The organism is Neorhizobium galegae, from assembly GCF_021391675.1.
Classification (GTDB): Bacteria; Pseudomonadota; Alphaproteobacteria; order Rhizobiales; family Rhizobiaceae; genus Neorhizobium; species Neorhizobium galegae_B.
Genome location: NZ_CP090095.1, coordinates 3,869,233 through 3,889,756, shown reverse-complemented (window position 1 = coordinate 3,889,756; position 20,524 = coordinate 3,869,233). Strand labels below are relative to the sequence as shown.

The 20,524-nt window shown below is 59.1% G+C and carries 17 protein-coding genes and 4 pseudogenes; 14 read left to right on the top strand and 7 right to left on the bottom strand.

The features are described from left to right. Positions 1 to 1,119 (bottom strand): MFS transporter, encoded by a 1,119-nt coding sequence (locus tag LZK81_RS19060; protein WP_233954265.1) that lies wholly within the window; start codon positions 1,117 to 1,119, stop codon positions 1 to 3. A 211-nt stretch (positions 1,120 to 1,330) separates the two neighbouring features. Between LZK81_RS19060 and LZK81_RS19055 the strand changes: the two genes are divergently transcribed. From LZK81_RS19055 to LZK81_RS19040, 4 genes are all read left to right on the top strand, one after another. Then, positions 1,331 to 2,218 (top strand): LysR family transcriptional regulator, encoded by an 888-nt coding sequence (locus tag LZK81_RS19055; protein WP_046607741.1) that lies wholly within the window; start codon positions 1,331 to 1,333, stop codon positions 2,216 to 2,218. A 196-nt stretch (positions 2,219 to 2,414) separates the two neighbouring features. Then, entirely contained in the window at positions 2,415 to 3,302 is an 888-nt protein-coding gene (locus tag LZK81_RS19050; RefSeq protein ID WP_233954264.1) for an AraC family transcriptional regulator, read from the top strand. Between the two features lie 137 nt (positions 3,303 to 3,439). Continuing rightward, a complete protein-coding gene (locus tag LZK81_RS19045) occupies positions 3,440 to 4,069 on the top strand; it encodes a hypothetical protein (RefSeq protein WP_233954263.1) in 630 nt (209 codons plus the stop codon). A gap of 38 nt (positions 4,070 to 4,107) precedes the next feature. Then, positions 4,108 to 4,884, top strand: coding sequence for an L-iditol 2-dehydrogenase (locus tag LZK81_RS19040; protein WP_046607744.1), 777 nt, complete (start codon positions 4,108 to 4,110; stop codon positions 4,882 to 4,884). Between the two features lie 312 nt (positions 4,885 to 5,196). Here LZK81_RS19040 and istB read toward each other — a convergent pair whose 3' ends face one another. Then, positions 5,197 to 5,931, bottom strand: coding sequence for an IS21-like element helper ATPase IstB (gene istB, locus LZK81_RS19035; RefSeq protein ID WP_046611191.1), 735 nt, complete (start codon positions 5,929 to 5,931; stop codon positions 5,197 to 5,199). Between the two features lie 5 nt (positions 5,932 to 5,936). Next, positions 5,937 to 7,430 (bottom strand): annotated as a pseudogene (gene istA / locus LZK81_RS19030) (IS21 family transposase); the annotation flags it as partial. A 143-nt stretch (positions 7,431 to 7,573) separates the two neighbouring features. On the opposite strand from istA, the gene LZK81_RS19025 reads away from it, so the two are divergent. After that, the gene (locus tag LZK81_RS19025; protein ID WP_233954262.1) at positions 7,574 to 7,858 is read left to right on the top strand and encodes a formyltransferase family protein; all 285 of its coding nucleotides are present in this window, start codon (positions 7,574 to 7,576) and stop codon (positions 7,856 to 7,858) included. Between the two features lie 181 nt (positions 7,859 to 8,039). Here the strand turns inward: LZK81_RS19025 and LZK81_RS19020 are convergent, their stop codons facing one another. Both LZK81_RS19020 and LZK81_RS19015 read right to left on the bottom strand, forming a co-directional pair. Continuing rightward, on the bottom strand, positions 8,040 to 9,707 hold the full coding sequence (locus LZK81_RS19020) for a PAS-domain containing protein (RefSeq protein WP_233954261.1): 1,668 nt from the start codon (positions 9,705 to 9,707) through the stop codon (positions 8,040 to 8,042). A gap of 318 nt (positions 9,708 to 10,025) precedes the next feature. Then, positions 10,026 to 10,274 (bottom strand): annotated as a pseudogene (locus LZK81_RS19015) (winged helix-turn-helix transcriptional regulator); the annotation flags it as partial. A gap of 46 nt (positions 10,275 to 10,320) precedes the next feature. Here LZK81_RS19015 and LZK81_RS19010 point away from each other — a divergent pair. Next, on the top strand, positions 10,321 to 11,031 hold the full coding sequence (locus LZK81_RS19010) for an IS6 family transposase (RefSeq protein WP_233956621.1): 711 nt from the start codon (positions 10,321 to 10,323) through the stop codon (positions 11,029 to 11,031). A gap of 52 nt (positions 11,032 to 11,083) precedes the next feature. On the opposite strand, the pseudogene LZK81_RS19005 reads toward LZK81_RS19010, so the two are convergent. Then, positions 11,084 to 12,073 (bottom strand): annotated as a pseudogene (locus tag LZK81_RS19005) (IS256 family transposase); the annotation flags it as partial. Positions 12,074 to 12,171: 98 nt separating this feature from the next. On the opposite strand from LZK81_RS19005, the pseudogene LZK81_RS19000 reads away from it, so the two are divergent. Both LZK81_RS19000 and LZK81_RS18995 read left to right on the top strand, forming a co-directional pair. After that, positions 12,172 to 12,716 (top strand): annotated as a pseudogene (locus LZK81_RS19000) (IS6 family transposase). Between the two features lie 131 nt (positions 12,717 to 12,847). Next, positions 12,848 to 13,480, top strand: coding sequence for an alpha/beta hydrolase (locus LZK81_RS18995; RefSeq protein WP_233954260.1), 633 nt, complete (start codon positions 12,848 to 12,850; stop codon positions 13,478 to 13,480). A 51-nt stretch (positions 13,481 to 13,531) separates the two neighbouring features. Here the strand turns inward: LZK81_RS18995 and LZK81_RS18990 are convergent, their stop codons facing one another. After that, on the bottom strand, positions 13,532 to 14,416 hold the full coding sequence (locus LZK81_RS18990; protein WP_233954259.1) for a LysR family transcriptional regulator: 885 nt from the start codon (positions 14,414 to 14,416) through the stop codon (positions 13,532 to 13,534). 155 nt (positions 14,417 to 14,571) lie between these two features. Between LZK81_RS18990 and LZK81_RS18985 the strand changes: the two genes are divergently transcribed. From LZK81_RS18985 to LZK81_RS18960, 6 genes are all read left to right on the top strand, one after another. After that, complete coding sequence (locus LZK81_RS18985; RefSeq protein ID WP_233954258.1) at positions 14,572 to 15,222, top strand: hydrolase; 651 nt, start codon at positions 14,572 to 14,574, stop codon at positions 15,220 to 15,222. 80 nt (positions 15,223 to 15,302) lie between these two features. Then, positions 15,303 to 16,046, top strand: coding sequence for a MoaF-related domain-containing protein (locus LZK81_RS18980; protein WP_233954257.1), 744 nt, complete (start codon positions 15,303 to 15,305; stop codon positions 16,044 to 16,046). A gap of 135 nt (positions 16,047 to 16,181) precedes the next feature. Beyond that, positions 16,182 to 17,222, top strand: coding sequence for an LLM class flavin-dependent oxidoreductase (locus LZK81_RS18975; RefSeq protein WP_233954256.1), 1,041 nt, complete (start codon positions 16,182 to 16,184; stop codon positions 17,220 to 17,222). A 27-nt stretch (positions 17,223 to 17,249) separates the two neighbouring features. Further along, the gene (locus LZK81_RS18970; protein ID WP_233954255.1) at positions 17,250 to 18,131 is read left to right on the top strand and encodes an SDR family NAD(P)-dependent oxidoreductase; all 882 of its coding nucleotides are present in this window, start codon (positions 17,250 to 17,252) and stop codon (positions 18,129 to 18,131) included. 72 nt (positions 18,132 to 18,203) lie between these two features. Then, positions 18,204 to 19,139, top strand: a complete 936-nt coding sequence (locus LZK81_RS18965; protein WP_233954254.1) for a pirin family protein — start codon at positions 18,204 to 18,206, stop codon at positions 19,137 to 19,139. Positions 19,140 to 19,230: 91 nt separating this feature from the next. Then, a complete protein-coding gene (locus LZK81_RS18960; protein WP_233956620.1) occupies positions 19,231 to 20,481 on the top strand; it encodes a DUF5996 family protein in 1,251 nt (416 codons plus the stop codon). The last annotated feature ends 43 nt before the right edge of the window (positions 20,482 to 20,524 follow it).

The following is a 20,524-nucleotide window of genomic DNA, read 5'->3' as shown; positions in this document are numbered from 1 at the left end:
TCAGCGGTGTGCCGAACGCCATGCTGCCGCGGCGAGAAGGGAAGAGCCGGCCAACAGGGATGCGGCGAACAGGAAGGTGGTCCACCAGCCGGCGGCGTCGAACAGGACGCCGCCCGTTGAAGCTCCAAGCGTAATGGCGAGCTGGATGGTTGCGACCTGAAGCCCGCCTCCTGCCTCCGCGTCGTCAGGCATGGTGCGGCTCAACCACGTGCCCCAGCCAACCGGTGCGGCCGTGCCGAACAGACCCCAGCCGACCAGAAGGATGGCGGTGAAGGCGGCAGATGAACTGAGTGCGATCAGCCCCAGTGCAATCACGCCCATGATCAGTGGGATAGCGACAAGAATGCTGAACAGGCGCTTCTGCACCAGATGGCTGACGAGGTATGTTCCGGCGACCCCCGCCAAGCCCATCATCAGGAGCAGCAGGGAAAGCGTGGATATCGACACGGCTGTCACTGTCTCCAGAAATGGCCGCAGATAGGTGAACACGGCGAACTGCCCCATGAACAGGAGCGTGATCGCTCCCATGCCGATCGCGACCTCCGGGCGAAGAAGAAGCCGGAAGACATTGGCCGACCTCTCGTTGCGACGCGGTGGTAGAGACGGTAGGCTGGCCCACTGCCACACGAGAGCCAGAAGGGCGAGCGGAACGACCGCAAAGAAGGCGCCTCGCCACCCGATGTAGCTGCCGAGCAGACTTCCCAGCGGCGCGGAGATTGTCGCGGCAACGGCATTGCCCGCGTTCAGCATAGCCAGTCCCTTGGGTACAGAGTCTTCGGGAACCAGCCGCATGACGATCGAGGTCGACATCGACCAGAAGCCCCCGATGGCGATACCCAGCATCGCGCGCCCGATCATCAACACGAGATAATTCGGAGCAAAGGCGACGATCGTCCCGGAGACCATCAGGATCAACGAGAATGATGCGAGGACCAGCCGCCGATCCAGTCGCCGCGTCAGACCGGCCACGAAGACACTGGTAACGACAGCAAAGATTCCGGAGACCGAAATCGCCTGGCCGGCGCGGCCTTCCGTGACGCCAAGTTCGGTGGCGATCGGTGACAGGAGGCTGACCGGCATGAACTCCGATGCGATCAGGACAGCAACGCATAAGGCCATCGAGACAACTGCACCCCAGGCGGGGTTCGGGATAGCCGAATGGGCGGTTGCCAACGGATCTAGATTCGTGTCGTCATCCCGAAAGTCGGATCGTGTGAGAGCTTGCTGTGTCATGCCGGCAACATACGCCGGCCTCAGTTCGATGATTAGCCGTTGCAATTCGCTTGGACTTATCGGTTAATGATATCAATCGTGATGTTATGAGGCGACCATGAAGCGGGAAGATCTCAACGACATGCTTTGGTTTCTGGCGGTTGCGGAAGAGCGGAGCTTTACGAAGGCGGCTGCGAAACTTGGCACATCGCAATCGACGATCAGTCATACGATCAAGAAGCTCGAAGCGCGATTGGGACTGCGCCTTCTGACCCGGACCACCCGCAGCGTCGTCCCGACGGAAGCGGGTGAGCGGCTCATCCGCTCGCTTGCACCTCGAATTGAAGAACTCGAAACCGAGATCGACGAACTGATGGAAATCAGGGACAAGCCGTCGGGGTCTGTGCGGATAACCCTCTCGGACCATGCATTGCAAAGTGTCGTCTGGCCGAAACTGCGGCCGGTACTGCGGGACTATCCCGACATCAAGGTCGAGCTGAACAGCGATAACGGTTTCAGGAACATCGTCGAAGAGAAGTTCGACGCAGGCGTACGACTGGGCGAGAGCGTGGACAAGGACATGATTGCGGTTCGAATAGGGCCCGATTGGCGCCTGGTCGCCGTCGGGTCTCCGAGGTATTTCGCGGCCCGTTCGGTTCCTGAATCACCGCAGGATCTCGTCGGTCATGACTGTATCAACCATAGGCAGTCGCAGTTGGGCGGATTGTACGGCTGGGAGTTCGAGAAGGCTGGTCGGGAGCTTCGGGTGCGCGTTGCTGGACAACTGACGTTCAACACCTCCTATGCAATGATCGATGCGGCCGTTAATGGCTACGGCATCGCCTATGTGCCTGAGAACCTCGTTGAGCGGGAACTCGCCTCCGGGCAATTGGTGCAGATTCTCGATGACTGGACGCCATCCTTTCCCGGGTACTACCTCTATTACCCGAGCAGGCGACAAAATTCACCGGCGTTCAAAGTTGTTGTTGAAGCACTCCGCGGCTGAGGCCATTCTGAACGATGGTTTCTGCTCAAGGCTTGATGTCTTACGGAAGCAACGAAAACATCGTCTGCATCGCCCGATGAATGCATTGCAGGCAGAAATGCTGCAGCCCATCTGCAGGACTGGAAACACCGGCGGTCGTGGCTAGTGCTGGTCGCGACGCAGAGGTTCATCTAATTCTTCAAGGAGAAGCCGCACAATGATGCGTAGGCAGGGGCGCCCTCCCGTTTATGAACCAATCGTTCCGCCACCAACCGAATGTTTCGTCTGGCGAACGGACGACTATCCCCTTTCCTGGAGCGTGTGGAACGCCCATCCCGAGTGCGAAATACACTTAGTCAAGAATGCTGGAGGCACCTGCCATGTGGGCGACCATATAGGCGCGTTCACGGATGGCGATCTTTTCGTCATCGGACGCGGCCTTCCCCACAACTGGGTGACACCGCTCGCGGATGGCGAGAAGGTGGAGAGCCGGGACGTGATCCTTCAGTTCGACGAGGACAGGATCATGGAAGCGGCAGGCCCGTTTCCGGAGTTGACGAAACTGAAACAGTTTCTGCTACTTGCCCGTCGCGGATTGGCCTTCGCGGGAGAAACAAGAAGCAGGGGAGCGGAGATCGTCGAGGCTATCGGAAGCAAGTGCGGGTTGGAGCGGCTGGGACTGTTTTTCGCTCTTCTGCATATTCTTTCGACGAGTAACGAGCGGCAGTTGCTGTCGTCGGAGAATTTCGCACCCCAGATCGAGGTCTCCACTAACCACGTCCTCCGCGACATCCTCACTTGGATGTCCGTGAATTACAGAAACGACCTCCGCCTTCATCAGCCTGCTGAAATGGCCGGCATGACAAAAACCTCCTTCTCGAGGTTCTTTAAGAAGAACACCGGGACCACGTTCAGCAGATACCTCAGCGAACTGCGCATGGCCAAGGCTTGTGAGCTTCTCGACCGGAGCGAACTGGCGGTGACGGAGATCGCTGCCGAGGTCGGCTATTGGAACCTGTCGAATTTCAACAAGACCTTTCGGGAGCTTCGAGGAATGCCTCCCCGCCGCTACCGCCAGTTCAGGCGATCTCGGGAACCGACGTGATATTGCCTTAAGTGATCACGGGACTCCCTGATCGCGAAATGAAAACGGATATAAAAGCGTCATTTTCGCGCATCCGAGACGCTAGTTCGCCCCATCGCCTCACGATATGACTTCAGCAGTCTTCGGGGAGGTCTATCGTGCTAAGCAAAATAGCATTGTCATCCGACACTCGTAATATCGCGTTTTCAGGGTTTGTGCAGACGCATTGCGCGGTCGCGGAGGTTCCTGATGAAGGAGCCTACCAGTTCTTTGTTCGCGGACGGGCGGGTGCCCTCCCGGCGGCGCCCCACTTGCCTGACAAAACCGTTTCATTGAAGGCCGCTTGGCAGGACCTCGAACGCACTGTCAACTCTACCTGTGTGGGAGTCGTTTTGCGATCACAGGAGGACCCGGACGCCCTTGCCGACCTCATCGGCGACGCATTCAAGGGCGAACCTCTGCCGGGCGCAATCGTGGTTAACGGTCGCGCCAAAGGTTTTCTAGGGCGTCTCGCCGAAATCGCTGCAGTGCAGATGTTCCCCTTTACGATGCGTTTGAAGAGCGGCTTAACTCTCCCTTTCGAATGGCCTCCGATCCTTGTTCTCAGCGATATCCGGGACCCCGATCTGCTGGCAAATCTTAGCGTCTGTCACAGGCTAAGAGACCACGGGCTTCCCGTAGAAATGTCCGTGCAGCAAGATGCGGGCGATCTCGATGGCCGCACCACAGACCTCATAGAGGGCTTTTTTCAACGGTATCTCCTCGAGCATTTCCCAAAAATGCTCTGACCCACTCAGATAACCAGAACAAACGTCGGAGGTTTTAGATGCCAGGAAAATTGGAGGGCAAGACAGCCATCATCACGGGAGCCGCGCGAGGCATCGGCCTTGCCTTTGCCAGAGCATACATCGCCGAAGGTGCGGGCGTGGCAATCTGCGACATCGACATCGCCCGCGCAGAAACCGCGGCAATGGAACTCGGCGATAGCGCCATCGCGGTGAAGGTCGACGTGACGAACAAGCAGAGCATTGACGAGGCTGTCGCCAAGGTGGCGGGTGCATTCGGGAGCATCGACATCCTGATCAACAACGCGGCGCTCTTCACGGCGGCCCCGATTGTGGAAATCACTGAGGCTGACTACCGGAGAGCCTTCGACGTGAACGTCTACGGTTCGCTGTTCATGCTGCAGGCTGTCGCGAAGCAGATGATTTCACAAGGCAAGGGCGGCAAGATCATCAACATGGCATCCCAGGCGGGCCGCCGGGGAGAGCCGCTTGTGGCGGTCTACTGCGCCACAAAAGCGGCAATCATCAGCCTCACTCAATCGGCTGCATTGAACCTCATCGAACACAAGATCAACGTCAACGCCATCGCTCCAGGTGTCGTTGACGGTGAGCACTGGGACGGCGTCGATGCCTTCTTCGCCAAATACGAAAACAAAGCTCCTGGGCAAAAGAAGAAGGAAGTCGCCGCTGCCGTTCCTTTCGGACGCATGGGTAGGGCGGAAGACCTCACCGGAATGGCAGTATTTTTGGCCTCCTCGGATGCCAGCTACGTTGTTGCGCAATGTTACAATGTCGACGGCGGGCAGTGGATGAGCTGAGGTCTCGCTTGCTCGGTCTTCTAGGTTGGAACTCCGACCGACCTGTCGGCGGTTCGAATCTGTCCAAGAGCAAAATATTTGCAAGTCTCCGTGGGCTCAGGCCCCCGCAACCAAAAATCAAACGCAAACGATCAACATCAAAGCCCCAGCACGGGGCTTTTGGCGTTTCTGGCTGTCAATCGGCGTCCAAAATTCCCCCCTTATCGGCATCCAATTTTGCCCCCCTGGTGGTGTAGATCAGCGCTTGGCCTGCCCGGCGCTGGCCGGGGTTGCAGAGGGTAGGCCAAGTGCGGGTGATGATCGTCTTCGGCTTTAGCCTTGAGAGCGGTTCTTGAAGCGCCAGGACTCGTTTCCGGTTTCGACAATCTCGCAATGATGGGTCAGACGGTCCAGAAGTGCTGTCGTCATTTTGGCGTCCCCGAACACTGATGGCCATTCGCCGAACGCCAGGTTCGTGGTGACGATGATCGACGTGCGCTCGTAGAGCCTGCTGATCAGATGGAACAGGAGCTGACCTCCGGCCTGGGCGAAAGGCAGGTATCCGAGTTCGTCGAGGATGATGAAGTCGAGACGGTTGAGATAGTCGGCCGTCCGCCCTTGCTTGCCGCTACGCGTTTCCGTTTCCAACCGATTGACCAGATCGACGACGTTGAAGAAGCGCCCGCGTGTTCCGTTGCGGATCAACGCACGGGCAATTGCGATGGCGAGGTGGCTCTTTCCGGTTCCCGTGCCGCCGACGAGAACGACATTGCGCTGATCGGCGACGAAGGTGCCGGTTGCCAGCTCCCGCACCAGGGATTCATTGACGGGCGTATCGGCGAAGTCGAAGTCATCGATGTCCTTGGCGAGCGGCAGCTTGGCGATGCTGAGCTGGTAGCGAATGGAGCGTGCCTGCTTCTCGGCGATCTCCGATTGCAAGAGATCGCCGACGATGCGCGGCGGTTCGTGCTGCCGTTTGATGCCGTTGCCCATGACCTCGTCGTAGGCGCTGCGCATTCCATAGAGCTTCAGCGTGCTCATCAGTTCGAGAACTTGCGTGCGTTCCATCAGCTTGCCCTCCTGAGGCTGTCATAGCGTGCGCAATCGGCGACCGGTTCATGGGTCAGACGCAGCGCATCCGGGGTTTGCAGGGTTGCGGCCGGAGCCGGATCACGGCTGCGGGCCAGAATGTTGATGATCACCGAGGCTGAGCAGACGCCGTGATCCAAAGCCTCCTGGCAGGCAGCATCGACAGCCGCCAGACCGTCGGTGGGAACACAGCCGAGGATGGTGACCATCTGCCGATCACCATCATGGACGCTCTTCAGCCGCCGGCGCACTTTCTCCATCGCTGCGGGTAAGACCCATTCCCGGAACGGCGCACCATTGCGCAAAGCACCGGGTTTACGAGCCAGAACAGGGACGTAATGCCAGGGATCGTAGATCGCCTCGCCACGGCCAAAGCAACGAGGATGCTCACCGACGTTCACGCCGTCCTGCCTGATGACGATCTTCTCGGCATAGGCGTGAACCTCAACAGGGCGGCCGACCGCCGTCGATAGGACCGAGTATTTGTTGTTGTCGAAGCGGACCGTGCAGGTCTTCGACACCGAGGCGGGAACGCAGTGGAAGCCATCGAACGGTCCAACGTAGTGCACCAGGCTGCCGCGCTCCTCCTCGAAAATCTGCCAGATCATCCGCTCGGTCTGCTCGGGATGGCGGTGTGCCTTGGCGTAGGCGACGCATTTGTCGAGCAGCCAGACGTTCAGCTCCTCCAGGCTTTTGACCCGTAGGCGTGGCGTGAAGAAGCGCTCGCGCACGAGACCGACCTGGTTCTCGACCTGTCCCTTCTCCCATCCGGATGCGGGCGTGCAGGCAACGGGATGGACCAGATAGTGGCTGCACATCTGCAGGAAGCGGCGATTGTATTGTCGCTCCTTGCCGACGAACACCGCCTCGACCGCAGTCTTCATGTTATCGTAGATGCCGCGCGTGCAGGTGCCACGGAAGAAGGCGAAGGCCTTGTCATGGGCATCGAACACCATCTCCTGGCTCTCACGCATATAGGCTCGGGCGAACATCATCCGGCTGTGGCAGAGCCGGACGTGCGCGACCTTCACGGTCGTTGTCACCCCGTTGACCAGAATGATCTCGTGGCTCCAGTCGAACTGGTAGGCTTCTCCTGGCGCGTAATAGAGGGGCACATAGGCTTCCGCCGTCACGGCTCCCCGGTTCTTCGCCCAGGTCTTGGCGTATCGCCGGATCGCGTCATAACTGCCATCGTAGCCGAGTGCCCGAACCTCCTCGTAAATCCGGATCAGCGTTAGCCGTTCACGCGACGGCTTGCCCTCATTGGCAACCAGAAACCGCTCGATCTCGGCCTTCCAGGCTCCGACCCTCGGCAGCGGTTGTCGCTCGCGTTCATAGGCAAAATCGGTCTCGTCGGAACGCAGAATCTTGCGAACCGTGTTGCGCGACACGTGGAGTTCCCGGACAATCTTCTTCACCGACCAGCCCTGCACATGGAAGGCCCGTCGAACACGCGCAATCGTATCCACTCGCTTCAACTCCCGCTCCATCCGCCGTCAAAAGCCGGATGGTCAGATGAAATCTGAGGGGGGGCAAAATTGGACGCCGATTACCCCGCCAACGGGGTCAAATTTGCACGCCGGAACACAAGCGGACACTGGAAGCCTTTGAAGGTCGGATATTGAACGTCCATCCTGCACTCCTTCCCAAGTTCAGCGGGAAAGGCATGTATGGCCGCAGTGTTCACCAAGCCGTCTTCGATGCTGGAGAGACTATAACCGGGGCAACAGTGCATCTGGTAGATGGCGAATATGATCACGGCCGCGTCATTGCCCGTAAATCGGTCGAAATCACACCGGTCGATACTGTCGAAACCATCGAACGAAACGTCATGCAGGCCGAGTGCGCACTGTTCGTCGAAACCGTCAGCCATATCGCCGCCGAAGACCTTAGTTTGCCGCTTTGAGCAAGCCGCGCCCCCGGCTGAAGCCGCTACCGTATATCCGTGCCCCTTTAATGTTCAGGAGCCGTTGCTGGCCTGCAACGTGTTGAAGCCGGCATCCTCCAGTTCTTCCACCACGAGAGTGCGAATCGCGTCCTCGTCTTCGATGCACAGGATAGTAATCTTGCTCATGCTGAATCCCCCCTCAGGCAGGCTCTGTTTTGTGGATATCTGATGTGATCTTGTCGGCTGCAGCAAATGGAAGGGTGATGGTGAAGACCGACCCCTGATCTTTTTCACTTGTGACCGAAATCGTGCCCCGGTGAAGTTCGACGATCTGCTGCACCAAGTTGAGCCCAATGCCCGTCCCGGCTATGCCGGTGGACGTGCGTGCCCGAAAATAACGCTGGAACATCTTCGGCAGGTCGTCGGCGTCGATCCCGATGCCCTGATCCCTGACAGATACATGAACGCTGCCGTTTTCCTGCCATCCCCGAACGTCGATCTCGGGTGAGTTGGGTGCATATTTGACTGCGTTGGAGAGAAGGTTGGTAAAGACCTGCTGCAGTGCAGACCGATCAGCCGCGATCGTCGTCGGCAGATGCTCCAGATCCAGATTGAAGCGATGGCTGGGCGTGATATCGCGCTGGCTTCCGGCGCAAAGCCGGATCAGATCAGCAATGGCGCAGGGTTCCGGCCGGACGTCGACCATGCCATGGTCGAGCCGGCCGACAGCGAGGATGCTTTCCATCAGGTCGACCATGCGCGATACCGAGCTACGGATCTGACCGACCTTCTCGCCAACGAATTCGGGCGTAACTTCGCTTTTACGCCGTATCAGACGCTGGGCCGCCCCGTCTATGATGGCCAGCGGCGTGCGGAACTCATGCGATGCCATGGCCACGAACTGGCGCTGCTGTTCGTTGACATGCCGTTCTTGGTTCAGCAACCGCTCCAGCTTCTTTGCCTGCATCTCGATTTCGGCCGTGCGTTCCGTCACGATCTCCTCCAACCGGTCACGATGGTGCAGCAATTCGCGCTCGGCCATCTTGCGGGCGGTGACATCGACATAGGTCAGGACACATCCCCCGCCGGGCGACGGGGTGGAGCGAACCTCGAGCACAAGCCCGGAAGCGGTATCGCGATCGAACGCATGGTCGACAAACAATTTGACGTGGCGAATGCGCTCTTGCGCCAATTCCTCAACATCGCCCTGGCCATATTCGCCGCGAGCCGCATTGAACCGCAGAATGTCTCCGAAATTGCTGCCGGCGGGAAACAGCGCCTCGGGCAGGGTCAGAATCTCATAGAAGCGCTTATTGGTCATGGCGACCGTCAGGTCACTGGACAGGACACATATGCCGCCGGGGAAATTGTCGATTGTCATCCGTAGGAGGTCGAGGACATTGTCACCCAGATTTCCTCCATCTGTTTCATCGACAAGCCGGCGGCTTACCCCCGGCACAGGCGCCGACTTCTTGTCGGCCCTCTGCCGCTTGCCGTCAATGACGGTATAAATGTCTTGTGCCAACATGGCGAGCGCAACTGCATATTGGTAGTCACCGTCGTTGCCGGTATAGACCAACAGGGTGCCGACAGGCTCTGTAGCAGGACCTCCGATTGGAACCATTATCCGTGTGAGGTCGAGATGGGGATCGGGGCCGATCTGGACCGTGTCGCATATGGCAATAGAGTTTTCGATCTGAGACCAATGGATGTTGTAATGGCCCGCCAACATCGCCGTCTGCGCGATGTCGCCATTGAGATAAACGGCGGCCTTGGGCTCCAATTGCAATTGTCTGGTCTCAACGATGACCCGCAGAACATCGGGAATCATCTGTCCGATGATGCGATCCGAATAGCCGATCCGCAAGATTTCGCGCCCGGCGGCTGCGGCCCAGGATGCAAGGTTCGAACTGTCTGTGCACCGTCTGCTCATGGCCAACCATAACCTGAGGTTGAGAAACCGCTATAGTCACGGCGGGCGGTAAAGATATATTTAAGGACCTAAGAATGCGTAGTAGAGCTTTCGGCTCGAAAGCGGCAAAACCGGACATTGTTCGATCATTAGCTTCTATATATCAAAGATCACGAGGAGCAATTTTAGAGCGCAACAAACCCCGCAAATGACCAAATCAGGATGCGTGTGCTGAACGGCTCAGACGCGCCAGAAGCGGACACAGCGACATTGTCAGCGACGATTTCCCATGTTGTCATAGCGCAGCGCGGCTGCCTCGACCTTGTCGCCGTTGGCCGCTGCCCACGAGCACAATGCTTCAAATGGCTCCCGCAGTGAATGGCCTATTGGAGTGATTGCGTACTCTACGCCAACAGATTGCGTTGGGAGTACCGTTCTCGTAACAAGGCCATTCCGCTCAAGCCTCTTCAACGCATCAGCAAGAGCTTTGTGCGTGATCCCGTCGAGACGCCGCTTGATTTGGTATTGCCAAGTTGTTTGACTTGTCTGCGTGGGCTATTCGAGCCGGATGAATATCCCGTGCCAAATGCCGCGCCTGAAAGGCTTTCGCTTTGCCCGTGAAATCATCGCCTATGCGGTATGGGCTTATCATCGCTTCGCGCTCAGCACCGCCGACGTGGAAGACCTGCTTGCCGAACGCGGTGTCATTGTCAGCCGGGAAGCAATCCGGCTTTGGGTCAATCGCTTCGGGCGGCATTTTGCAGTTTGTGTCCGGCGAGATCGACCTGCGTCTCGCGATAAATGGCACATCGATGAGGTCGTGATCACGATCCGTGGCAAAAAGCATTGGCTATGGCGGGCCATCGACGCGGACGGCCATGTGCTCGACATTCTGGTTCAGCCACGTCGAAATGCGAAGGCCGCAAGGCGTTTCCTGCGCGGCCTGGTTGCTCGGTTCGGCATGCCAAGGGTTGTCGTTACGGACAAACTCCGCAGCGACATCAAGCCGATCCGAACCCTCGCGGCAGGCGCCGAGCATCGGGCGCACAAAGGGCTCAATAATGCGGTCGAAGTCTCGCACAGGCCGACACGAAAGCGGGAGAAGATATTCGGCCGATTCAAGTCGCCGCGGCAAGCACAGAGGTTTCTCGCTGCCCACGACCAGATCAATCTGATCTTCCGGCCCCGCCGCCACAAAATCAACGCCGCGTCTTGCCGTCACGCCAGGGCGGATGCGTTTGCCCTCTGGCATGACTACACCGCAGAAATGACCACCTGAGCTCGGTCCAGTTGCTCGCGCGCAACTTGCTTCAAACAACTTGGCGATACCGATTGGTGCTGTGGAGCTTGGCCCAGTGTTGTCTGGGAAAGGTCATATAGGCGAGCACGTCTTGCTCGGCGCCGTCCATGAGACTGGCGAGTTTCGGCACCTTCGGCCTGATCTGATCGGCGACATTGCGCCACTGGGTGCTTGCCGCCTCCGGTGTGTCTTGTGCAAATGCAGTAGCGATGAAGGCGGAGACAACGCGGCGTCCACTCTTTCCGACATGGGCCAAGGCATTGCGCATGAAGTGAACCCTGCAGCGCTGCCAGGTGGCGGACAGAACCTTCGAAACAGCCGCCTTGATGCCTTCATGGGCATCGGAGACAGCAAGCTTGACGCCACGCAGGCCCCGCCTTGTCAGCTTGCGCAGGAATTCCGTCCAGATCGCTTCGGCCTCGGATGTGCCGATCTCCATGCCGAGCACCTCACGACGTCCGTCTGTGTTGACGCCGACGGCGATGATGACCGCGACAGAGACGATCCGCCCACCGCGCCGGACCTTGAGGTAGGTGGCATCGATCCACAAGTAGGGCCATTCCCCCTCGATGGGCCTGTCGAGAAAGGCCTTCACCTTCTCGTCGATCTCTTCGCACAGCCGGGACACCTGGCTCTTGGAGATGCCGCTCATGCCCATGGCCTTGACGAGATCATCGACGGATCGGGTTGAAACGCTCTGGATATAGGCTTCCTGGATCACCGCCGTCAGGGCCTTCTCCGCCATACGTCGCGGTTCAAGGAAGCTTGGGAAATAGCTGCCTGTGCGAAGCTTCGGAATGCGCAGCTCGACGGTGCCCGCCCGTGTCTCCCAGTCCCGGTCGCGATAGCCGTTACGCTGGGCCAGTCGGAAGCCATTCTTCTCGCCATAGCCCGCGCCCGTCTTCGTGCCGACCTCCAGCGCCATCAGCTTCTCGGCAGCAAACCCGATCATCTCGCGCAGCAAATCGGCGTCAGCGCTCTTCTCAACGAGTGAGCGCAGGTTCATCATGTCGTCGGTCATCGGTGGTCTTCCATCAGGTTGGTCTTGAACAACCCGACCCTACCGGAAAACACTGGTGACCACCCCGTCACCTACACCACGCGATGGGACACGATCCCATGACAGATCGTGACCCACTCTACCGCCGCCATCGCTTTACCCCGGAGATCATCGCCCATGCTGTCTGGCTCTATTTCCGTTTTCCTCTCAGCTTGCGGATGGTCGAGGACATGCTGGCGGCGCGAGGGATTATTGTCTCGCACCAGACGGTCCGGCTGTGGGCAGAGAAATTCGGGCGGGCCTTTGCCAGCGAGATCCGCCGCCGCTCAGCCGGCTGTTGAAGGGCCAAGGCCGCGCGCCGCGAGTGATGATCACCGACAAGCTTCGATCCTACGACGCTGCAAAGCGTGAGATTATGCCAAGTGTCGAACACCGTTCGCATAAAAGCTTGAATAATCGGGCGGAAAATTCCCACCAGCCAGTCCGGCGACGGGAACGGATCATGAAACGCTTCAAGTCACAGCGCCATTTGCAGCGCTTCGTCTCCATCCATGATCCAATTGCCAACCTGTTCCAAATCCCCAGACATGACATCTCCTCCAGTGATCATCGCGAACTACGTTCAGAGGCGATGAACCTGTGGGCAAAAATCGCTCGCGCCTGAACCGCCATGGTGCAAGCGGCCTACGATTGCCTCGTGAACGTTAAGTTTACAATGCCAGCAGCGGCGAACCGCGTGATCTCGAGGACCCGGCCGCCCGCGTTGAAGACATCCGTTGTGCGGTCGATTACCTGATGACGTTGCCTTATGTGGACGAGGATAGCGTCGGCCTTCTGGGCATTTGCGCCGGCGGTGGCTACGCGATCAATGCGGCACTGACAGAGCTTCGGTTCAAGGCGGTCGGAACGGTGGTGGCGAACGACATCGGACAGGCGTTCCGCAAAATACTTCCGGACGTGGGCAAAACCCTTGTGGACGTTGGAAACCAGCGGACGGCCGAAGCACGGGGCGATGATTTGCGCCGGGATCCCTGGATCCCTGACAGCCTGGAAAAGGCGAAAGTCGCAGGCATCACCGACCCGGACTTGTTGGAGGCTGTCAACTTTTACCGGGAATCGCGATATCGCCACCCGAACTCCAGCAACCGCCTGCTCTTTGTCAGCTACGGCAACCTGCTCAGTTTCGATGCCCTCAACCTCGTGCCCGACCTGCTGACCCAACCCCTCCAGGTAATTGTTGGCGGTCGGCACGGCACGACTGGTCAATATGAGGCCGGCAAACGCCTGTTCGATCTCTCTCCATCCGCTGAGAAGGATTTTTTTGTCGTTGAAGGAGCTGGCCATTACGACATGTATTACAAGCCGGAGTACGTGGACCAAGCGGTCGACCGGCTGGCAACGTTCTACAGGCGACATCTGATCGTCTAGAGTGCCGATCAACGTACCGACGCCAATCCGCTGCGAAAGGCGAAAGCCGCCTTAAGCCTCCGAGGCCGCACCATCATCGAAGCATTCGATCAGCATTTCGGTCAGGACGCGCACTTTCCTGGCCGGATATTGAGCCGGTGGCCGCACAACATAAATCCCAGCCGTCGGTGGGGGATAGTTTGTCATTACGCAAACAAGCGCACCCGAGGCAACATGCTCTTTGATAAGCCCTTCGGGGAGATAGGCTATCCCAATACCCGCTACCGCGGCGGCCGTGAGAGCAACGGCGTTGTCAGCTTTGAAGCGCCCTCGCGGATTGACCGTAATGATCTTCTCGCCATCCAGAAACTGCCAAGCTTCCGTTCCCTGCATGAGAGCCTGATGGTTGGCGAGATCTTCCGGCGTCTCGGGAGATCCGTGTTTCTCAACATAGTCGGGGCTCGCAACAAGCTTCCCGTAGATCGGCCCGACGCGTCTCGCGATCAGATTGGAGTCCTGAAGATAGCCGAGCCGTATGGCACAGTCGTAGCCTTCTGTGATGAGATCGACCACCTGGTCACTGTAACAGGTCTGGATTTGCAGAAGCGGATGTCGGCGCGCCATCTCCGCTAAGACGTTAGCGAAGTGCGTTGGCCCGAACGACAGCGGTGCAGCGATCCGCAAGCGCCCGCGAAGCTCACCGGCAGGCAAGATCGTTTCCTTCGCCACGTCGATTTCCGCACAGACTCTTGCTGCATAATCCCGGAATGTGCTGCCCGCCTCCGTGAGCGCGGCGCCACGAGTGCTTCTCGCAAGAAGCTGCACGCCGAGTTCCTCCTCAAGCCGGACCAGCCGTCGGCTGACCATCGACTTCGAGACACCAAGTCGCAACCCGGCGGCCGTGACACCTCCAGCGTTTGCAACCTCCACAAACGTCCTCAGGTCTTCGATGTCCAATTTGTGTTCCCCGTTTCGCGACACAGCTTTGCAAGAACGAGCACTATCGCATCATTTGGTGGAATGACACTGTCCGCGCCGACGGCAGCGCCGCTGTCAGCGCATGCCGCTCAAATAGTTCAACACACCGACAAAATGACAGTAGAGGATTTATCATGACCTTTCGTAACGGCCTTTCGTCACTCCTTCGTCCCGAAGATTCGGTACTGGTTCTGATCGACCACCAGCCCTACCAGCTTGCGAACCTGAACAGCCACGAGCCGCAGATGGTAGTCAACAACACCGTGGGCCTGGCCAAGGCCGCAAAGGCTTTTGGCGTGCCCACGATCCTGACCACCGTCATCGCCGAACGGGGTGGCAACCTGTTTCCGCAGATCGCGGACGTATTCCCCGGCCAGGAAATCATCGACCGGACTTTCATCAATACTTGGCAGGACCAGAAGGTTGTGGACGCGGTCAAGGCAACGGGCCGCAAGCAGCTGGTCATCGCCGGCCTGTGGACAGAGGTATGCGTTGCGATGCCGGCGATCCAGGCGCTCGGCGAAGGCTGGGACGTGACGGTCATCACCGACGCTTCCGGCGGTGTTTCGGTCGAAGCTCATCAACTCGCCATCCAGCGCATGATCGCGGCCGGCGCGAATATGATGACCTGGCTTGCACTGGCGGCCGAATGGCAGCGTGACTGGGCCCGAGCCGAAAGCGCTGCCAAGGTCACCGATGTCATCATCCAGCATGTTGGCGGCAGCGGCATTGCCTATCTCTGGGAACAGCAGCTGCTCAACACGCCGGTTCCCAAAATAGCCTGATGATCTGACGCGGATGGCGAGGCTTCGACGATGTATTGCCGAACCTCGCCATCCCTCTCCAGCGAACATGAAAAAGGACCATGAATTTGTCGATCGATCATTTTCCCGTTGGTTTGGAGTTGGATGTTTCCTACACAAACTTCACAGCGAGCCTGTCGCTTTTATCCGACACGCAATTGAAGTTCGAGATCAAGGAGGGGCCGCTTGCTCACATCGAGATCGTCGATATTCACGTCGTGCCGCTTGGCAACAGCATGTTTGCCGTCAGCTGGCAGGAGAAGGACGGTGCCACAGTCACCAACGTCCAGGACTACGACCGTGGCCTGATCCACTCGCATGCGACATTGGCGAACGGCCAGTTCCTGCGGATGACCGGGTCGATTGCCATTACGCGTGCCCCCGATCGTATCATCGACGATCGTCCCCAGCGCAACAAGACGCTGGTGCGCGAGGCGATGACTTCGCTGTTCCAGCGTCACGAGGTGGCGGCCGTCGAGCGGCTGTACGCCCAGGATTACGTCCAGCACAATCCCAACATCCCCCAAGGCCGCGACGCCCTGCAGGCGCTGGTCAGCAACCTGCCGCAGGACGTGTACTACGAACCCGGCCTCATGCTCGCCGAGGGGAATTTCGTCGCCATCCATGGCCGCATCCGCGGCTGGGCCGAAAATACGCAAATCGTGGTCGATCTCTTCCGTGTCGAGAACGGCAAGCTCGTCGAGCACTGGGATGTGCTCCAGGATGAAGTACCGGCCGCGGCAACCCTCGGCGGCACCGCCATGTTCGACCCGAAGGAAGCAGAGATCCGCACCGAAACGGCGTAATTCGAATTTCTATATTCCGCGCAAGCAATTGCGCGGGACCGTCGTTTCAGGGGACTTTACTGTGGCTACGCGTTATTGCCCCCGGTCTCAATCGCAGGCGACATCGACTGATCAACCATATTGCGAGGGCTTTTCATGGAAATTGGCATCGACAGCTTTGCGGCCATCCTCCCGGATCCGGCGACAGGAAAGCTCCCGTCTCCGACCGAACGCATGGCCGAACTCATCGAGGAAGTGGAGACCGCAGACAGGGTCGGACTTGATGTCTTCGGTATCGGCGAGCACCATCGCGGCGAATTTCTTGATTCCGCACCTGCGGTCATTTTAGCCGCAGCAGCAGCGCGGACAAGCCGTATCAGATTGACAAGCGCAGTGACGGTTCTGAGCGCTGCCGATCCGGTGCGGGTCTTCCAGGAATTTGCAACGCTTGATCTGATTTCCAAGGGCCGCGCTGAAGTCGTCGTTGGACGAGGTTCATTTATCGAGGCCTATCCGCTGTTCGGTCTCGATACACGTGACTATGACGAACTCTTTGCGGAGAAGCTCGACCTGTTTCTCAAGCTCGGTGAGACGACCAGTATCACCTGGGATGGGCGTTTCCGCCCGGCACTGAGAGGGCAGGGCGTCTTCCCGCGTCCGCATCAGCCGCAGATTCCGCTCTGGATCGGCGTCGGCGGTACCCCGCAATCTTTTGCTCGCGCCGGCACGCTCGGCCTGCCGCTGATGGTAGCGATCATCGGCGGCAGTTTCGAACATTTTCGTCCGCTCGTCGATCTCTATCGTGAGAGTGGTGTGCGCGCTGGACATGAGCCGGCCAAGCTCAAGGTCGGTGTCCACGCCATGGGCTTTGTCGGCGAAACCTACCAGGCAGCCAGGGATGCCTTCTTCCCCGGCTGGGCACATCTGACGGCGACGATCGGTCGTGAGCGCGGTTGGTCGCCACCGACGCGCCAGCAGTTCGACGCGATGGCCGGTCCACAGGGTGCGTTCCTCGTCGGTGATCCTGCAACGGTCGCAGCCAAGATGCGTTATGCCAGTGAGACGCTTGGGGGCATCTCCCGCATCACCTTCCAGATGAGCACGGCGGCTCTTGAGCCGGCGGCGATGAAGCAATCGATCGAACTTCTGGGCATGGAAGTCGCGCCGATCATCAGAACGGTGAGAGCGAAGTCCTGAGGTCAAGCAATCCGTGAAGGAACCATCATGATCGCATCGTCGTCACGTCAGGCTCGTGCTGTCGCTATCACTGGCGCGGGCAGCGGTCTTGGCCGCGATATTGCACTCGGGTTTGCCGCAAGGGGATATATCGTCTTCGGGACGGCCGTCTCGGCAGCCGAGGCCCGCGAGCTCAAGGAGGCCTCCGGCGGGCGTGTCAGCTTGGCGGTCTGCAACGTGACCAAGGTGGATGGTCTCCTCGCCTGGGTCGGAGGAGTGACCGACGCGCTTGGCAATAGCGGCATCAATATATTGATCAACAACGCGACCGTCTTCGCGCCAGGCCCGATCGAGGTCGTCTCGCTTGATTCCATTCGAAATGTATTTGAAGTGAACGTTTTTAGCACTCTGTCCGTCATAAACGCGTTCCTGCCAGCGTTGCGCAAGGCGCACGGCCGGATCGTGCAGATCAGCGCTTGGTCCGCCAGCGTTCCTCTCCCCTTTAACGGACCGTCGCACGCATCGAGCGCTGCCATCGAAGTGTTCTCGGCAGCCTATCGTGCCGAACTGAGGCCTTTCGGGATCGACGTCGTGATCGCTTCTGTCGGCAATCTGGAACAAGGGAGCACTGAGGGGAGTGCTGCAGCTCTGAAGCGGGCGACAGAGACGATGACGCCGGGTGAACGCAAGCTGTACGGCAAGAGGTTCAGCACCTTTTCCGCCGGGCTCGAAAGCTTGCAGGCAACCGGCATGGCTCGATCCGTGGCCGCAGCACGCATAATCGAGATCGCCGAGCAGCACCCCGCTCCCCTCCGGGCGCCTATCGGCGACGATGCCGAGGCCATGCTGCGCGCAGTCCGCGAGAAATCCGACGAAGAGCTTGACGCACTTCGGCTGAAACTGGGGCTGAAACTGGTTGGCCTGGATTGAAATCGCGCTTTACGAGCGTGGACGATCGACCTTCGACATTACGGTCCACGTAGGACAGAAAAGGACGATGACATGAGCTGGAACCCCGCAATCGAACCAGGTTGCCCTGACGAGGTCGGTATTGACGCGATCGAAACCCTCATCATTCCGCGTGCCCGGGACCTAGGCGGTTTTGAAGTTCGACGCGCCTTGCCTGCGCCCAAGCGGCAAATGGTCGGACCTTTCATTTTTTTTGACCAGGCCGGCCCGGCCGAACTCCTGACAGGCCAAGGCATTGATGTCCGGCCGCACCCACATATCGGCCTCGGCACGGTCACCTATCTCTATCGCGGCGACTTTCACCATCGCGACAGCACCGGCGCCGACCAGATCATCCGTCCCGGCGAGTTGAACTGGATGGTTGCCGGCCGCGGCGTGTCGCATTCGGAGCGCACGACGGCAACGGCCCGAACCGGGCCGAACAGCTTGTTCGGAATCCAGACCTGGCTTGCTCTGCCTGACAGCCACGAAGACGTGGAGCCCACGTTCGAGCACCACGGCAAAGACGTATTGCCAGTCATCGAGGACCAGGGCGTTTCTGTGCGGCTCATCTTGGGGAACGCCTACGGCCAGATCGCCCCAGCCACCATGTTCTCCGAGACATTCTATGCCGACGTGACGCTGGCATCAGGGCGCCGACTGCCGTTGCCGGACAATCACGAGGACAGAGGCATCTATATCGTCGAAGGCTCGGTCTCGATCGCCGGCCAGGAGTTCGAAGCGCCGCAAATGATGGTGTTCCGCCCCGGCGACAAGATCACTGTCGCGGCCGGTGACAGAGGTGCAAGGCTGATGATCCTCGGTGGCGCGACACTCTCCGGACCACGTTACATCTGGTGGAACTTTGTCGCTTCGTCAAAGGAGCGTATCGAAGAAGCCAAGGCCGAATGGCGCGCAGAGAACTGGGGCAAGGGACGCTTCGATCTGCCCATCAATGACCGGGATGAGCATATCCCCCTTCCGGACTGACGGTGTGGTTCGGCGATTGCCGGCATGCCTGATCGATCAACAACGGTATGCACGAACCGACCTGTTCGTTCGACAACATGGAGAAAGCGAAATGAGCGAAAAATGGCCAAGCCTCGATTACCTGAGCTGGCGTGAGACGTGTTCCGCGCTGCATCTCTACCTCCAGGTTGCCGGCAAGTATCGGCTGGCCCATACGCCTTGGCTCAACCATTCCTGGAACGCGACCTTTTACGTGACGCCTTCCGGTTTGGCATCGTCCTCGATCCCTGATGGTCCTGGGATCGAGATCCTGTTCGACTTCCATGAGCATGCGGTCGTGGGAAAGAGCGGCGATGGCCGCCAGGCATCCTTTGCGCTGAGGACATCCACGGTCGCAGAGTTTCATGCCAGCTTCACCCGCCTGCTTACCGAGCTCGGCGGTACGCCGGACTTCCACGGCCAGCCGAATGAAGTGGCGGAGCCTGTACCGTTTACAGAAGACCATCGCGAAAGGCCTTACGATCGAGACGCCGTTTCGCGTTTTCATCAGGCGTTGATGGCAGCAGACAGGGTTTTCAAGACATTTCGGACCTCGTTTCTCGGAAAATCCAGTCCGGTTCATCTCTTCTGGGGAAGTTTCGATCTGGCCGTCACCCGCTTTTCGGGACGACGCGCGCCAATCCATCCCGGCGGCATTCCGGCGCTTCCCGACAGCGTGGCCCAGGAAGCCTATGACCGCGAGGTTTCCTCGGCAGGCTTTTGGCCGGGCGGCGGCGGCCTCGATTATCCGGCGTTCTACGCTTATGCCTATCCGGCGCCGAACGGCTTTCGCGGCGCGACGGTCCGGCCCGATGCTGCTTTCTGGCATGAGGGCCTGTCCGAGTTCATTTTGCCTTACGATGCGGTGCAATCTGCTGACGATCCAGACGAAGCCCTCCTGGCGTTTCTCGTGTCGACCTATGAAGCCGCCGCCGATCCGGGAGACTGGGACCGTGAGCTGCTCGAATGCGCTCATGGGCAGCGCGGGAACGCTCGCACGCCGGATGCAGAACGTCTGAAGAAGCCCGCCCCCTCGGTAAACGACGAGGTTGAGCGGGAGGATGGGGCGTCAAAGGGGCGCTACCGAATAGTGGTTGAGGGCGTCGAAGCGGAGATGACCTACAGTCACGCTGGCAAAGACCTTATCATCATCGACCATACCGACGTTCCTGCCGCCTTGCGGGGCCGGAAGATCGGTGAGCGCCTTGTGCGCCAGGCGGTCGAGGATGCCCGGCGTGAAGGGGTGACGATCATTCCCCTCTGCCCGTTTGCCAAAGCTCAGATTGAACGTCATCCGGAATGGCAGGACGTCCTTCGGAAGTGATAAACCTGCCGAAAAGCCCGGCTGAAAGGCATGAGAGGACGGC

What these genes read in the sequence shown, in the direction of transcription:
- LZK81_RS19060 (WP_233954265.1), bottom strand. Translation starts at nt 1,119, where the DNA reads ATGGCCTTATGCGTTGCTGTCCTGATCGCATCGGAGTTCATGCCGGTC.
- LZK81_RS18985 (WP_233954258.1), top strand. Translation starts at nt 14,572, where the DNA reads ATGACCTTTCGTAACGGCCTTTCGTCACTCCTTCGTCCCGAAGATTCG.
- LZK81_RS18975 (WP_233954256.1), top strand. Translation starts at nt 16,182, where the DNA reads ATGGAAATTGGCATCGACAGCTTTGCGGCCATCCTCCCGGATCCGGCG.
- LZK81_RS18960 (WP_233956620.1), top strand. Translation starts at nt 19,231, where the DNA reads ATGAGCGAAAAATGGCCAAGCCTCGATTACCTGAGCTGGCGTGAGACG.
- LZK81_RS18965 (WP_233954254.1), top strand. Translation starts at nt 18,204, where the DNA reads ATGAGCTGGAACCCCGCAATCGAACCAGGTTGCCCTGACGAGGTCGGT.
- LZK81_RS18995 (WP_233954260.1), top strand. Translation starts at nt 12,848, where the DNA reads ATGACGTTGCCTTATGTGGACGAGGATAGCGTCGGCCTTCTGGGCATT.
- LZK81_RS19040 (WP_046607744.1), top strand. Translation starts at nt 4,108, where the DNA reads ATGCCAGGAAAATTGGAGGGCAAGACAGCCATCATCACGGGAGCCGCG.
- LZK81_RS19010 (WP_233956621.1), top strand. Translation starts at nt 10,321, where the DNA reads ATGAATATCCCGTGCCAAATGCCGCGCCTGAAAGGCTTTCGCTTTGCC.
- LZK81_RS18980 (WP_233954257.1), top strand. Translation starts at nt 15,303, where the DNA reads ATGAATTTGTCGATCGATCATTTTCCCGTTGGTTTGGAGTTGGATGTT.
- LZK81_RS19055 (WP_046607741.1), top strand. Translation starts at nt 1,331, where the DNA reads ATGAAGCGGGAAGATCTCAACGACATGCTTTGGTTTCTGGCGGTTGCG.
- LZK81_RS18970 (WP_233954255.1), top strand. Translation starts at nt 17,250, where the DNA reads ATGATCGCATCGTCGTCACGTCAGGCTCGTGCTGTCGCTATCACTGGC.
- istB (WP_046611191.1), bottom strand. Translation starts at nt 5,931, where the DNA reads ATGGAACGCACGCAAGTTCTCGAACTGATGAGCACGCTGAAGCTCTAT.
- LZK81_RS19050 (WP_233954264.1), top strand. Translation starts at nt 2,415, where the DNA reads ATGATGCGTAGGCAGGGGCGCCCTCCCGTTTATGAACCAATCGTTCCG.